The 14,509-nt window shown below is 68.7% G+C and carries 13 protein-coding genes, 1 tRNA gene and 1 pseudogene; 7 read left to right on the forward strand and 8 right to left on the reverse strand.

Going from position 1 to position 14,509, the window contains the following annotated elements; genetic code table 11:
• Position 1: 1 nt before the first annotated feature.
• Positions 2–127: pseudogene (locus ON34_RS38425) on the forward strand (recombinase family protein); the annotation flags it as partial.
• A gap of 306 nt (positions 128–433) precedes the next feature.
• Here ON34_RS38425 and ON34_RS35740 read toward each other — a convergent pair.
• The 5 genes from ON34_RS35740 to ON34_RS03210 all read right to left on the reverse strand — a co-directional run bounded on the left by ON34_RS35740 (position 434) and on the right by ON34_RS03210 (position 4,698).
• A complete protein-coding gene (locus ON34_RS35740; RefSeq protein ID WP_157172152.1) occupies positions 434–607 on the reverse strand; it encodes a hypothetical protein in 174 nt (57 codons plus the stop codon).
• Between the two features lie 389 nt (positions 608–996).
• Positions 997–1,072: transfer RNA gene (locus ON34_RS03195), tRNA-Arg, on the reverse strand.
• Positions 1,073–1,171: 99 nt separating this feature from the next.
• Positions 1,172–1,939, reverse strand: coding sequence for a hypothetical protein (locus tag ON34_RS03200; RefSeq protein WP_083889115.1), 768 nt, complete (start codon positions 1,937–1,939; stop codon positions 1,172–1,174).
• 63 nt (positions 1,940–2,002) lie between these two features.
• On the reverse strand, positions 2,003–3,475 hold the full coding sequence (locus ON34_RS03205) for a flavin-containing monooxygenase (protein WP_040774010.1): 1,473 nt from the start codon (positions 3,473–3,475) through the stop codon (positions 2,003–2,005).
• Between the two features lie 80 nt (positions 3,476–3,555).
• Positions 3,556–4,698 (reverse strand): acyl-CoA dehydrogenase family protein, encoded by a 1,143-nt coding sequence (locus tag ON34_RS03210; RefSeq protein WP_040774013.1) that lies wholly within the window; start codon positions 4,696–4,698, stop codon positions 3,556–3,558.
• 690 nt (positions 4,699–5,388) lie between these two features.
• On the opposite strand from ON34_RS03210, the gene ON34_RS03215 reads away from it, so the two are divergent.
• The 4 genes from ON34_RS03215 (at position 5,389) to ON34_RS03230 (ending at position 10,000) form a co-directional block, all read left to right on the forward strand.
• Positions 5,389–5,763 carry an ArsR/SmtB family transcription factor gene (locus ON34_RS03215; RefSeq protein ID WP_085997004.1) on the forward strand — a complete coding sequence of 125 codons (375 nt, stop codon included), beginning with the start codon at positions 5,389–5,391 and terminating at the stop codon, positions 5,761–5,763.
• Positions 5,760–6,905, forward strand: coding sequence for a cation diffusion facilitator family transporter (locus ON34_RS03220; RefSeq protein ID WP_083889114.1), 1,146 nt, complete (start codon positions 5,760–5,762; stop codon positions 6,903–6,905). Before ON34_RS03215 ends, ON34_RS03220 begins: the two co-directional genes overlap by 4 nt.
• A gap of 130 nt (positions 6,906–7,035) precedes the next feature.
• Entirely contained in the window at positions 7,036–8,331 is a 1,296-nt protein-coding gene (locus ON34_RS03225) for a serine hydrolase domain-containing protein (RefSeq protein WP_051022105.1), read from the forward strand.
• A 31-nt stretch (positions 8,332–8,362) separates the two neighbouring features.
• Complete coding sequence (locus tag ON34_RS03230) at positions 8,363–10,000, forward strand: long-chain fatty acid--CoA ligase (RefSeq protein WP_040774022.1); 1,638 nt, start codon at positions 8,363–8,365, stop codon at positions 9,998–10,000.
• Between the two features lie 27 nt (positions 10,001–10,027).
• Here ON34_RS03230 and ON34_RS03235 read toward each other — a convergent pair whose 3' ends face one another.
• The 3 genes from ON34_RS03235 to ON34_RS03245 form a co-directional block, all read right to left on the reverse strand.
• Entirely contained in the window at positions 10,028–10,576 is a 549-nt protein-coding gene (locus tag ON34_RS03235) for an HD domain-containing protein (protein ID WP_040774024.1), read from the reverse strand.
• A 126-nt stretch (positions 10,577–10,702) separates the two neighbouring features.
• Positions 10,703–11,095 carry an SCO5389 family protein gene (locus ON34_RS03240; protein ID WP_040774026.1) on the reverse strand — a complete coding sequence of 131 codons (393 nt, stop codon included), beginning with the start codon at positions 11,093–11,095 and terminating at the stop codon, positions 10,703–10,705.
• Positions 11,096–11,156: 61 nt separating this feature from the next.
• Complete coding sequence (locus ON34_RS03245; protein ID WP_174371997.1) at positions 11,157–12,203, reverse strand: nitronate monooxygenase; 1,047 nt, start codon at positions 12,201–12,203, stop codon at positions 11,157–11,159.
• A 204-nt stretch (positions 12,204–12,407) separates the two neighbouring features.
• Here ON34_RS03245 and ON34_RS36980 point away from each other — a divergent pair, with 204 nt between their 5' ends.
• Together ON34_RS36980 and ON34_RS03255 are read left to right on the forward strand one after the other, a co-directional pair.
• A complete protein-coding gene (locus ON34_RS36980) occupies positions 12,408–13,292 on the forward strand; it encodes a M23 family metallopeptidase (protein WP_051022106.1) in 885 nt (294 codons plus the stop codon).
• Positions 13,293–13,435: 143 nt separating this feature from the next.
• A complete protein-coding gene (locus ON34_RS03255) occupies positions 13,436–14,419 on the forward strand; it encodes a helix-turn-helix domain-containing protein (RefSeq protein ID WP_040774028.1) in 984 nt (327 codons plus the stop codon).
• Positions 14,420–14,509 lie beyond the last annotated feature (90 nt).

The following is a 14,509-nucleotide window of genomic DNA, read 5'->3' on the forward strand; positions in this document are numbered from 1 at the left end:
CATGGTGTGGAACCGGCGAGCCACCAAGAAGGGCGGCAAGCTCAACCCGCCCGAGAAATGGGTCTGGTCACCTGAGCCCACCCACGAACCACTCGTCACCCGTGAAATGTGGGAAGCGGTACAGGCAAAGCGCACCGCTCGGCAAGGATCGCGGATGGGCGGCAAGAACTCCCATCCCGCCACCATCCGCACCTACGTGCTGCGCTACTACGTGCACCACCAGCAATGCCACAAACGGATGTTCGGCAAAACCCGTAAGGGCTACGGCTACTACACCTGCCAGCCGCAACTCGACCGCGTCGGCAACCCCGAGGCGTACGCCGACCACCCCCCGACGGTGTACGTGCGCGAAGACGCGCTACTGGAATGCGTACAAACCTTCTTCAACGAGCGCGTGTTCGGCCCCGACCGCGCCACGCTGCTACGCCACCAACTACGCGACCACGACTCCAGCGACCGCGACGACATCGAACAGCAGATCGCCGCGATCGAGAAGACGGTCGCCGAGATCACCCGCCGTCAGAACAACCTCCTCGACGAGCGCGAATCCCGCAGCTTCTCCAGCGGTGACGAGATAGCTGATGCCTGGGCCGGACGACTGCGTCACCGGTTCGCCGAACTAGAACACGAACGCCGAACCAAGAACACCGCTCTAGAGGCACTGCGCGAACAGGCCGCCCGACGACAACCGAACGAGCCCGACCTGATCGAAGACCTACCCCGACTCGCGCTGCAACTCACCAACGCCCCCGACGCCCTGCAACGCGACCTGTACGAGGCGTTCGGTCTCAAGATCGTCTACGACCACAACACCAAACGTGCAACCATCCACGCCACACTGACCACGGAAACACTCCCCGCCGCCGCACACGCCACCGCCGCGCTGACCGCTATCGCGCCCCCGGAACCCGCCGCCGAACCGCCGCCAGCATCAAACCAAACCAGCACACGGCCCGTCACAGGTAGGGCAACAACTGAAAAAGTTGCCCATGTTGTTGGTGCCCTCGGCAGGATTCGAACCTGCGACACCCGCTTTAGGAGAGCGGTGCTCTATCCCCTGAGCTACGAAGGCTGGTTGGGGTGGGCGGTGGGCCTACCCGGGACGTCCGCAGTCTACCGGGTCGAGGGCTTGGAGGCCGCATCGCTGTCGCGGGGAATTGCCAAGGGAGGGTCAGAAGCCGCCGTCGAAGCCTCCGCCGCCGTCGAAACCGCCGCCGTCGAAGCCTCCGCTGTCGGTGCCGCCGGAGTAGTCGCCACCCTGGTCGAATCCGCCGTGGTCAGCGGCCAGACCGTCCTGGTAGCCCTCGCCGTATCCGCTCTCGAACCCGTGGGCGTCGTATCCCACGCCGGACATTCCGGAGAACAGGGAGGTGAACAGCAGTGCCGAGCCGAGGCCCCAGGCGCCGCCGACCAAGGCGGGCTTCCACCAGGGCTCGGAGTACCAACCTGCGGGAACCGGTCGTCCGGCGACGCGGCCGCCGGGGTAGTAGTTCGGCGTCGCCGACGAGGGTTCGGGTGCGGCCGCGATCTGCCTGCCTTCGTATCGGACTACGCGCTTCTCGGTGACTTGCCCGGCGATGTCCTGGCCGTCGAGTGCGGGGATCGCGGGACCGGGGTCCATGTTCATCGCGGTGCGCGCGGCCCTGATGTAGTAGAGCCCTTCCAGGGCGGTCTGTTTCGCCAGCCGTGCCTGTGCGGGGGTGTGGGCTCGATCGAGTTGCGCGCCTGCGGCGAGATGTCGCTCGGATGCGTCGGCCAGTGCCTGGGTCGCCGCCTGGTTGCCGCCGGTCAGGCTGTAGACCTGGCCGCCGAGTCGCTCGTTCACCTGCCGGGCGTCGGCGAGCGCGTCGGCCAGTTCGATGGCTGCGCGCTGTTTGCTCCGTTGTGCCTGCCACACCAGCAATGCGACCAGCACGACGATCACCACGACGATCAGCAGCCACCACACGGCGCACCTCCGCTCGACCCCGGATACGGCCAGTTTACTGGTGGATTGCCAAGGTCAGGCTGGGTGCGCGGGCGCCTGCGTCTCGTCGTAGTCGGACGCGTCGAACGTTCGTGTCTTCCAGCGGTAGAGCACGGTGGCGCCGGGCCAGTTGTTGGTGATCCGTCCGGCGGCGTTGCGGTACCAGCTGGTGCAGAAGTTCCACGGGGTGTCCTTCAGCCGGCGCTGTAGCCAGTCGTCCCAGCGCTGCTCGGCGCTCGGGCGGGCGGCGAGGTAGCGGCCGGGGCGGTCGGTGAGGTACTGGACGACCTGGCGGATGTAGCGGGCCTGGGATTCCAGCATGTAGATGATCGAGCCGGAGCCGACGTTGGTGTTCGGGCCGTACATCATGAACAGGTTCGGGAACCGCGGCACGGAGATGCCGAGGTAGGCGCGGGCTCCGGCGTCGCCCCACACGTCGGCCAGCTTGCGCCCGTCGAGGCCGTAGATGTTCATCGGAGCGAGGAACTCGGTGCCCTTGAATCCGGTGCCGTAGATGATGACGTCCACCTCGTGCTCGACGCCGTCGGCGGTGCGGACGCCGGTCGGGGTGATCGCCTCGATGGCCGTGGTCTCCACGGTGACATTCGGCTGCGCCAGCGCGGGAAAGTAGTCGTTGGAGAACAGGCCGCGCTTGCAGCCCGCCGCGTAGTCGGGCGTCAGTTTCGCGCGCAGCTCGGGGTCGGTGACCTGTCCGGCCCGATGCCGGTCGGCCAACGCGATCACCGGTGTCTTGATCGCCGGGATGTCGGTGAGCGCGAGCGCGAGCACCTCGAAGAACGACCAGATGGCGAAGCGCTCCGCGATACGGCTGGGTGGGAAGTACTTGAACAACGCGTGGTGCAGGGAGCTGTACTCGACATCGGCTTTCGGCAGCACCCAGGCCGCCGAGCGTTGGAACAGCGTGAGGTGGGCGGCTCGCGGCTGGATGCGCGGAATGAACTGGATCGCGCTCGCTCCGGTGCCGATGCAGGCGATGCGTTTGCCGGTGAGGTCGACCTCGTGGTTCCACTCGGCGGAATGGAACGCGGGCCCGGCGAAACTGTCGATGCCGGGGATGTTCGGCATGGCGGGACGCGACAGCTGGCCGACCGCGGGGATCAGGATGTCGGCCGACAGCTGCGAACCGTCGGCTGTGCGCACGGTCCACTGGCCGCTGTGCTCGTCGAACTCCGCGTCGGTCACCTCGGTGCCGAAGCGGATGAAGCGACGCAGGCCGTACTTGTCGGCGACGCCGCGCATGTACTCGTGGATGTCGCGCTGTTCGGAGAATCGCCGTGGCCAGTCGGATTTCGGTTCGTAGGACCAGGAGTACAGCGGCGAGGGCACGTCACAGGCCGCGCCGGGGTAGGTGTTCTCCCGCCACACGCCGCCGAGGTCGTCGGCGCGCTCGAGGATGGTGAACGTGTCCAGCCCGGCCCGCCGCAGCTCCAGTGCCATGCCGAGCCCGCCGAATCCGGCTCCGATGATGATGATCGACGGCGAGGTCATCCCTCGAGAGTACGGCGGAGTACTCGCAGGCCGAAGACATCCGCGGTCACGCGATTGGCATTTTCGGCCACATCGGGCGGTTAGTTCCCGGCGAGCTGGCGAGCGATGACCAGGCGCTGGATCTGGTTGGTGCCCTCGAAGATCTGCATCACCTTCGCCTCGCGCATGTAGCGCTCGACGGGGAAGTCCTGGGTGTAGCCGTAGCCGCCGAAGACCTGCACGGCGTCGGTGGTGACCTTCATGGCGGCGTCGGTGGCGACGAGCTTGGCCACGCTGGCCTGGCGGGAGTACGGCAGCCCCCGGTCACGACGACGTGCCGCGTCGAGGTAGGTGGCGCGGGCGGAGTCGACGGCGGCGGCCATATCGGCGAGGACGAACCCGAGGCCCTGGTGATCGATGATGTGACGGCCGAAGGCTTCGCGCTCCTTGGCGTAGGCCACCGCCTCGTCGAGGGCGCGCTGCGCCAAGCCGGTGGCGACCGCGGCGATACCGAGACGGCCGGAGTCCAGTGCGCTGAAGGCGATCGCCAGGCCCTGGCCCTCCGCGCCGATGCGGCGTTCGGCGGGCAGGAACGCGTCGTCGTAGGCGGCGGTGGTGGTCGGTACGGCGCGCAGCCCCATCTTCTCCTCCGGCTTGCCGAAGCTGAGTCCCTCGGTGTCGCCGGGGACCAGGAAGCAGGAGATGCCGCGGGATCCTTCGCCGGTGCGGGCGAACAGGGTGTAGAAGTCGGCGCGGCCGCCATTGGTGATCCAGGCTTTGGCGCCGTTGATCCGGTAGCCGCCCTCGACCTGGGTGGCGCGGCAGCGCAGCGCTGCCGCGTCGGAGCCCGCGTGCGGTTCCGACAGGCTGTAGGCCCCTATGGTTTCGCCGGAAAGCATCTCGGCCAGCCAGCGTTGCTTCTGCTCGTCGGTGCCGAAGGTGAACAGCGGATGGCACGACAGGCTGTGCACGCTGACCGCGACGGCGACCGCGGCCCAGCGCGCGGCAAGCTCCTCGAGCACCTGCAAGTACACCTCGTAGGGCTGGTCGCCGCCGCCGAATTCCTCCGGATACGGCAGGCTGAGCAATCCGGCGGCCCCGAGCGCGGGGAAAACGCCCTCGGGGAAGACGCCGGTCTTCTCGCACTCGGCTACGCGCGGTTCGAGCACCTTGTCGGCGATGTCGCGGGTCAGCTCGAGCAGATCCCTGGCCTCGGGGGTGGGCAGCATTCGGTCCACTGGCATTGATCTACTCCGTCGCTCGGTGCGTTCTCGTGGTTCACCCTAACCGCGCGTTATCCGGAGGAGGGGTGTCCTCCGTGGCAGCGCTCGTGCCAGGCGGTGTCATCCGGCTCGGCCGCTTACCCGGCCGGGGCGGCCACCGAGGGCGGGGACGTTGCATGGGATGCATCCCGGTGGGGTGCGCCTGGCGATCCTGGGCCGCCGCGTCGAGTGAATAGGACGTACGGGTCGCGACAGGGTCGATCGTCACGATCTGAACGAATGGCTGCGGGTGCGAACCATTCAGTGCACAATGGCCGGATCGCATCGGCGAATCGACCGTGAGAGCGAGCGGTCGAAGGTGTCGGGATGCGTGAACGTCCTGGTTGCACGTGCAGCTGTGTGTGCAACCCGCGCGGGGATCTCCCTCTGGCGCTGCGCCGTTCGTGCTGGTCAGCGGTGTATGCGAGATGCGAGGACTGAAAGCGCCCGTGCGCCTGCGAGATTGGTTTGTCTCATTCGGGTGATATCCGCCCACTCGGCTGGCACAGTCGCGCCACACTCGACTAAGACAGAAAGCTGTTCGGATCTGGGGTCGACCGGTGTGTCGGCGGCGACGCAGGGGGTGCCGCCGCCACACCGGCCCGGAGCGCCGCCCTGTACCCGGCCTTCCGTCTGCTCTAATATCTGCGTATGAATGCAGATAACCAGGAAATGCGACCACCGCTCGCGGAGGATCAGGTCGGGCTGGTTGTCGAGGTGTTCCGGATGCTGGCCGACCCGACGCGCGTGCAGGTGCTGTGGGCGCTGGTCGACCGTGAACTGTCGGTGACCGATCTGGCTCGACAGGTCGGCAAGCCCGCCGCCTCGGTGTCGCAGCATTTGGCGAAGTTGCGGATGGCGCGTCTGGTGAACACCCGCAGGTCCGGCACGACGATCTTCTACCGCTTGGAGAACGAGCACGTCCGGCAATTGGTAGTGGACGCGGTGTACAACGCCGAGCACGCGGGACCTGGCATTCCCGCGCACCATCGCGGCGCGGGCGCGGTGCGCGAACTGCCCCGCCGCGGCGAGGCGGACGCGTCATGAGCTGGGCGAAACACGCTGCCGGAGCCCGGGTTACGGCGGACGACCGGACCGGTCGCCGCCGCGCACCGGATGTGCGCCCACGCGAACACCGGCACCAGCACGGCAGTCATCGGCACGAGCACCGCCATGCCGGTCACCATCACGAGCGGCGGACGGGCCTGCTCGGCGCACTGCGCGAAATCCTGGTCCCGCACAGCCACGACGCCGCCGACAGCATGGACGACGCGCTCGAGGCCAGTGCGATCGGCATACGCGCGGTCGAACTCGGTCTGGTCGTGCTGGGGTGCACGGCGGCGCTCCAGTTGCTGATCGTCGTCGCGTCCGGTTCGGTAGCGCTCGCGGCCGACACCGTGCACAACTTCTCCGACGCGCTGACCGCCGTGCCGCTGTGGATCGCGTTCGCGCTCGGACGCAAGTCGGCGACCCGGCGCTACACCTACGGGTTCGGCAGGGCGGAGGACCTTGCGGGGCTCTTCGTCGTCGCGATGATCGCCCTGTCGGCGCTGATCGCGGGATACGAGGCGGTCCGCAGGATGCTCGATCCGGTGCCGATCGACCATCTCGGCTGGGTCGCCGCGGCTGGTCTGATCGGGTTCCTCGGCAACGAGACGGTCGCGTTGTACCGGATCCGGGTGGGGCGTCGGATCGGCTCGGCGGCACTGGTCGCCGACGGTCTGCACGCACGCACCGACGGGTTCACCTCGCTGGCGGTGCTCCTCGGCGCCGGGGGAGTGGCCTTGGGTTTCCCGCTGGCCGACCCGCTCGTCGGTCTGCTCATCACCGTCGCGATCCTCGCGGTCCTGCGCACCGCCGCCAGGGACGTGCTGCGCCGGTTGATGGACGCGGTCGAGCCGGAGCTGGTCCTCGCGGCCGAGCGAGCGCTGGCCGCCGAGCCCGGCGTGCAAGGCGTGCGCAGCCTGCGGATGCGCTGGATCGGGCACCGCCTGCACGCCGACGTGGAACTGGACGTGGCGGAGACCATCACGCTCGCGGACGCTCACCGGGTCGCGCACGACGCCGAGCACACGCTCACCCACGTGGTGCCCAAACTGAATACCGCTGTGGTTCACGCGTATCCGGCGCATGCCGAGCTCGTAGCTGGTGCCGAGGGGCATCCGCTACGGAAGTCGCGGCCGGGCTGACCAGCCGGAACTGAGGGCATCCGCCGTCGGACGGGTGGGTGCGGGAATCCTCCTCGGCCCTGCCCGGCGCGGCTTACCGTTGGGTAGCATCCCCGATGTGATGTGGCTCATGGTCGGTGCGTGCTGAACCATGCTCGCGCGCGTACCGACCATTCCGAAGCTGCCCGACCTGGTGCGACGCAGTCACATCCCGGAGGACCTCGACTCCGTCGCGTCGATCGGCGCGGAAGTGGCGCCCACCGAGGTCGGCTTGGCTCCCGACTACGCCGAGCGCATCTGGCGGCGTATGCGGCTGGTGTACCGCAGCGGTGTCCATCCCGCCATCCAGGTGTGCGTGCGCAGGCACGGACACGTCGTCTTCAATCGAGCGCTCGGTCACGCGCACGGCAACGGTCCCGGCGACGGGCACGATGCGCCGAAGGTTCTCGTTGACACGAGCACCCCGTTCGTCACCTACTCCGCGTCCAAAGGCGTCACGGCGTTCGTCGTGCACCTGCTGATCGAGCGCGGGCTGCTCGAGCTGCACGCACCGGTCAGCCGCTACATCCCCGAGTACGGCTGTCACGGCAAGGAATCCATCACGATCGGGCAGGTGCTCGCGCACCGGTCCGGCGTGGCGAGCCTGCCGAGGGAGGCGCTCACCGCCGCAGCGGTCGCGGATCGGGAACGCCTGGTGCGGAATCTGTGCGCGGTGCGCCCGGCCGTGCCGCCCGGCCGCTTCCAGTCGTATCACGCGCTCTCGGGCGGTTTCATTCTGGGCGAATTGGTGCATCGCGCGACCGGTAGGGACATCCGCACCGTCTTGGCCGAGGAGATCCTGCGCCCGCTGGGCTTCCGATGGACCAATTACGGTGTGTCGCCGCAGGATTTCCCCAAGCTCGCGCACAACTACCTGACCGGGATGCCGCCGATGCCGCCGCTGTCCACCGCCATGGACCGGCTGCTGGGAGTCAGCTTCGCCGAGGCCGTCGAGACCGGCAACGACCCGGCCTATCTGAGCGTCGTCGCGCCCGCAGCCAACCTGGTCAGCACCGCGGTGGAATTCACCCGCTTCTACGAGATCTTCCGCCGCGGCGGCGAACTCGACGGTGTGCGGGTGATGCGGCCGGAGACGATCGCCGCGGCGCTGGTTCCGCAATCGAGGATCGAGCCGGATCTCATGCTCGGCGTGAACTTCGGCTTCGGGTACGGGCCGATGCTCGGCGGCCGGGTGTTGAGCCTGTTCGGCCCCGATACCACGCGTGCCTTCGGTCATCTGGGCTTCACCAACAACGTCGCCTGGGCAGACCCCGAGCGCGCGCTGACCTGCGCCGTGCTCACCAGCGGCAAACCGATCCTGTATCCCGAGGTGATCCGCTGGGTCGGGTTGATCTACGGGATCACATCGCAGACGCCGAAGGTGGCGGCAACGGATTTGGCTTTCTGAGCGGAAGTCATTGGAGAAAAGAGGAGTTCCGATGTTGAGCACTATGCAGGACGAGCCGTTGTCGTTGGCGACGTTGCTGCGCTACGCATCGACGTTCGCCGGGGATTCGGTCGTGTCCACGTGGACCGGCACCGGCGTGCGCACAATGACCTACCGTGAGGTCGGCGCGGAGTCGGCGCGGTTGGCGAACGCGTTGCGCGGGTTGGGAATCGGGGTCGGCGATCGGGTCGGCACGTTCATGTGGAACAACAACGAGCATCTGGTCGCCTATATCGCGGTGCCCGCGATGGGTGCGGTGCTGCATGCGCTGAACATCCGGTTGTTCCCCGAGCAGGTCGTCTATGTGGCCAACCACGCCGAGGACCAGGTGGTGCTGGTGGACGCCACGCTGGTGCCGCTGTTCGGGCAGATCCTTCCGCACCTGACCACGGTCCGGCACGTCATCGTGGTCAACGGGGACGCGGCGAGCCTGAACGTCCCCGAGGGCGTGCAGGTGCATTCCTACCCCGAGCTGCTGGCCGGGCAGCCGGACACCTACGACTTCCCGGTGATCGACGAACGCGCCGCTGCCGCGATGTGCTACACCTCCGGCACCACCGGCGACCCGAAGGGCGTGGTGTACTCGCATCGCTCCAACTGGCTGCACGCGATGCAGGTGGCCGCGAACAACGGGATGGGCCTGTTCGAAACCGACTCCATCCTGGCCATCGTGCCGCTGTTCCACGCCAACGCCTGGGGTCTGCCGTACGCGGCGCTGATGTCGGGGGCGAATCTGCTCATGCCCGACCGGTTCCTGCAGCCGGGCCCGCTGCTGGAGATGATGGCCGCCGAGAAGCCGTCCTTCGCCGCCGCGGTGCCCACCATCTGGGGCGGGGTGCTGGCCGCGCTGGCAGCGAATCCGCAGGACATCACCCACCTGCGCTCGGTCGTGGTGGGCGGTTCGGCCGTCCCGCCGTCGATGATGCACACCTTCCAGGACAAGCACGGCGTGCGGGTGCTGCACGCGTGGGGCATGACCGAGACCTCGCCGCTGGGCAGCGTCGCCCATCCCCCGGCCACCGCGGTCACCGACGAGCAGAAGTGGGCCTACCGGGTCACCCAGGGCCGGTTCCCGGCCGGTGTGCAAGCCCGCTTGGTCGGCGACGACGGTGTGGTCCCGAACGACGGGGAAGCCCTCGGCGAGCTGGAAGTGCGCGGCCCGTGGATCACCGGCTCCTACTACTCACCCGACGGCACACCGGTGGACCCGGAGAAGTTTCACGACGGCTGGCTGCGCACCGGCGACGTCGGCAAGATCAGCCCGGACGGCTACCTCACCCTGGTCGACCGCTCCAAGGACGTGATCAAATCCGGCGGCGAGTGGATCTCCTCGGTGGATCTGGAGAACGCCATCATCGGCCATCCCGCCGTCGCCGAGGCCGCCGTGATCGGCGTGCCGGACGAGAAGTGGGACGAACGCCCACTGGTGGCGGTGGTGCTCGCCGAAGGCGCCGAAGCCAAACCCGAAGAACTGCGCGAGTTCCTGGCCGACAAGTTCGCCAAATGGCAACTGCCCGAACGCTGGACGTTCATCGCCGAGGTGCCCAAGACCAGCGTGGGCAAGTTCGACAAGAAGCGGTTGCGCAGCCAGTACGCCGACGGCGACTTGGACGTCACCACGCTCGACTGAGCACCGGCCCCCGGCGACCGCCCCGCGTCACCACTTCACCATGGGCAGTGGTGACGCGGGGTTGGTCCGCAGCCGCCGCGCGGTCAGACGCACCAGCGTGCGGTGAAAGCCGCGGTTCGGATAGCGTTTCGCCAGGTCGCGGCGGGCGGCGCGGGAGACGCCGTACCAGCCGAGCAGACCGCGTCCGACATCGATGGCATCGGCGCGGCGGAAGACCTCGACCGGGTCGTGCGGCGGACCGGCGGGACGAATCCGGTGGTGCTCGCTGATCATCGACACCACCAGGCCGGTCAGGTCGTCGCGGTCGATACTCGACAACCAGGCCCGGGCCAGGTCGCAGGAGGGGGCCAGGTAGTCGAAGGTGCCCGCGGCCCAGATGCCGATATCGTGCAGGGTGGCCGCGGTCAGATACTCCTCGCGAGCGCTCGGCCGGGGTTGCTGGTCGGCGGCCAGCAGATCGCACAGCGCCAAGACGCGCAGGACATGATTGGTGTACGCGGCGCGGTCCGCCCCGAGCTGTTGCTGCCACGGCGCCAGCCTGGCTTCGACCTCATCCCGAAGATCGTTGCTGCTCATGGCGGTTCACCCTACGCGCGGGGCGCGGGGAACGGTCGCGACGCGCGGGTGTGCGGGACCTCTGCACGCGAGCACCCGGCGCGGACCGAAACGGTGTGCCGCGCCGGGTGCTGGAGTTCGCGCCGGTCAGCAGTTGCGCAGTTCGGGGCTCTGGTTGAGCAGCTGCGCCCTGGTGCCGATGAACGTGGTGTAGGTCTCGCCGCCGACCGCGGACAGCGGGAACGCGGCGACCCGGTGGCAGTTCTGAAAGGCGAGCTTCACCCCGAAGTGCCGCTCGAGTCCGCCGCGGATCGCGTCGGAGGCCATGGCGCGCAGCAGCTGGCCGCGGGCCACCTCGTCCGGCGGCGCGACCGTGTTGTCGGCGAATTCCGCGGCGCCGGAGCGCAGTTCACCGGCCACCCGGCTGACGACCTCCCAGGCGTAGGGCAGCGAATTGCGCACGACCTCGACGAAGTCGGCGTCGTCGACCTCGCCGCGCTCGGCGCGTTCGAGTAGGGCGGTGGGGACATCGAGGGACATAACGCTCTCCTCCAGTGCTGGACGTGATGCGATGCCACCCGAGTCTAATCGAAAGTCGTTGTCAACAACACTGGATTCGGCGCGAAAGTGCTTTTTCGAGTGAGCTTTTCGTGTCCGCGGCCAGTGCGCGGACCAGGTCGCCCGCTGGTGTTTCCGGTGCCAGCGCATGGGTTTGACCCGCCCAGAGATTGACCTCGTCGGCATTCCCGGCCGACCGTGCCGCGGCCCGCAATGGTGCGGTGGCGTAGTGGATTTCGGGGTAACCGGCCGGAGCGGTGGCGGTGTGCTTGAGCAGGAATCGGTTGCGCAGCCCGCGCGCCCTGCGTCCGGTGAAAGCGCGGGTGAGCATTGTCGGCGTGTCCGTGGTCAGGGCGTTGCGATGCACCTGATTGGTGCCCGCCTCGGGGCAGCGCAGGAATACGGTGCCCAGCTGGGCGGCCGCGGCGCCGGCCGCGAGCGCCGCGGCGATGCCCGCGCCCGTGGCGATGCCGCCGGTGGCCACCAGCGGCCGATCCGTGACGGCGGCCAGCAGTTGCAGCAGCGCCAGCAGGCCGAGCGGATCGGTCGCGTCCTCGGCCGGTCGATCCACGAAAGTCGCGCGGTGCCCGCCCGCTTCGGCGCCTTGGGCGATGAGCACGTCGGCGCCCGCGTCCACCGCGACGCGCGCCTCGCCGGGCGAGGTGACGGTCACCCAGACCTCGGAGCCCACGGCGTGCAGCCGGGCGATCTCCGCCGCGCTCGGGCAGCCGAAGGTGAACGAGACGGCCGCGACCGGGTCGGCGACGAGCAGTTCGAGTTTGGCGTCCCAGTCGTCGGTGTCGAACTTCGCGTCTCCGAGCTCGTGGTCGGCGCCGAGTTCGGCGAGGTAGTCCGCCAGGTCGGCGGCCGGGGTCGCGGGGCCGGGCACGAAGAGGTTGACGCCGAACGGCCTGCCGGTCGCGGCGCGGGTCGCCGTGATCCGCGCGGCGGTGTCGGCGGCGCTGAGATAACCGGCGGCCAGCTGCCCGAAGCCGCCCGCCTCGGCGACGGCGGCGGTCAGCTCGGGAGTGGAGGGGCCGCCCGCCATCGGGGCGAGCACGATCGGGACGTCCAGACGTTCGAGGATCACGGACCAAGTCTCGCCGATATGGACATGTGACCCAAGCCTCACCTGCGATTTTCCATCGAAGGTTGCGGAATGGTCACGACGAGGTAGAGTTCCCATCACAACGGATGCCAAACCGTTATCGCTCCGGCGTCATCGAATCGTTATTAAACCGGTTCGGTCCCGGGCTCCGGCATCCGGACCCTGTACGTCGACCGAGGACCAGCTTTGTCGCAGCACCGTGTAGGCCCCAGTTCCATTACCGTCCACAGCCTCCTCGGCGAGGGCGGCGCCGCGAACCGGCCGACGCGGCACCGCGCCGAGCCGTCCGCTGCCGAGCGAGTCAAGGCCGCCGCGAGCGCCGCGATCGCCACCGGCGCTCTGATCGGCGCCGCCAGCCAGGTCGCCCCGGCACTCGCCTACGCGGCCCCGCTGCTGCCCGGTGCGCACGACGCCGACGAGGACTCCGCCGCCGCGCCCGCCACCGTCAAGGGCACCGGCATCGTTCCGGTCGCGGAGGCCAAGGCGGCCGCCGCTCCGGTCGCCGAAGCCGCACCGGAGCCCGCTCCCGCTACGGTCGCCGCCACCGCGGTCGCGGCGCCGGTCGCCGCCCCGTTCGGCATCCCCAATCTCCCGCCCGAGATCGCCGCGCCGCTGACCCAGGCCGAGGAGGCCCTCCGGGGTGTGCAGCAGCAGGTCGCTCCGCCGTCGGCGGTGCGCCCGGTGGGCGGCGCGATCAGCTCCGGCTTCGGCAGCCGCTGGGGCGCCATGCACTACGGCCTCGACTTCGCCGACGCGCTCGGCGCCCCGATCCATTCGGTGAGCAACGGAACCGTGATCGAAGCGGGCCCTGCCTCCGGATTCGGCCTGTGGGTGCGGGTGCTGCAGGACGACGGCACCACCGCGGTCTACGGCCACGTGAACGAGATGTTCGTGCACGAGGGGCAGCGGGTGAACGCGGGCGACGTGATCGCCACCGTCGGCAACCGTGGCCAGTCCACCGGTCCGCACCTGCACCTGGAGATCTGGGATCAGGGCGGCACCAAGATCGACCCGCTGCCGTATCTGGCCGCCAAGGGCGTGCCGATGCAGTGGGGTCCGTCGACGCACTGACTTTCCCTGTCCAGCTTGATATTCCGACGATCGCACAGAAGCGTGCCGTGGCGCCTTTCGCGCCCGGAGGAGGCGCGTGGCGCGGTGCGCACGGGTCTCGCGGACCCGCCCCATGGCCACCGGTCGGTCGCTAGGCTCGGGCCGTGATCGAGCTGGGCGATATCTTCGAGCCTGGGTCACCGCACGGCCGCACCTACGCCGTGCTGGTGCACCATCCGCGATCGAGTCTCGCCGATATCGCGCAGTACTTGGGCGTTTCGGAAGACCACGCGGCCGACTCGTTGGATGTGCTGTGTGAGTTACGCGCCGCGGTCCGCATCGAGTCGCCCGACGGCGGCACGGTCTGGGACGCGCACGCGCCGGAATCGTTGTCGGAGGCCGAGGCGCGGCGTAGGCAGCAGGAGATCAACCAGATGCACGCCGCCGCGGCGCGGCTGAGCGAGACCTTCCGTTCGGTGCGTCGCTCCCCGCGCGGTAACGGCGCCGTGGTTCCGGTGTACGAGCGGCTGGAAATGCTGGCGGATTTCGAGGAGATGCAATCCGGCGCGCGCAGCTGCGTCAAGCTGATCGAACGCGGACCCTACCTGAGCGATCCGGAACGCGAACGGCAGCTGTTCCAGCTCAAACGGGCCAGGCTCGGCGACGGCATTCGTTACCAGACGCTGTATCAGGACACCGTCTACCAGGACCCCGAACGCCTGCGGCACGCGCTGTCCACCAATGCCAGTGGAGCGCAGGCCAGAACGCTGCCCGAGCCGCCGTTCAAGCTGATCATCAGCGACGACGAGCGGGCCAGCCTGGTCCTGCACGCCGACGAACGCAGGCCCGATCCGATGGGATTGCGCTTCACCGCGTCTCCCGCCCTGGAACTACTGATCAAGACCTTCGACGTGCTGTGGGCGATGGCCGCGCCGATCTCGGTGAATCCGGCCGCGGAGGCGCTGGACGAACGCGACCGGGCGATCCTGACCCTGATGGGACTCGGCGCCACCGACGACACCATCGCACGGCGGCTCGGGATGTCGCGGCGCACGGTGGTTCGCCGCACCGCCCGGCTGCTGGAGCGCCTCGGCGCGAGCACCAGATTCCAGGCGGGGGTGCAAGCCACCCGGCGAGGATGGTTGTGAACAAGTTCACCGATGCGGATACGCCTGCAACATGACCGGCTCCGCGCCGATATAACGACAGGCATCAGGCAAGACACGCATCCCGGTGGA

Source organism: Nocardia pneumoniae NBRC 100136 (genome assembly GCF_000308755.1).
Taxonomy (GTDB): Bacteria; Actinomycetota; Actinomycetes; order Mycobacteriales; family Mycobacteriaceae; genus Nocardia; species Nocardia pneumoniae.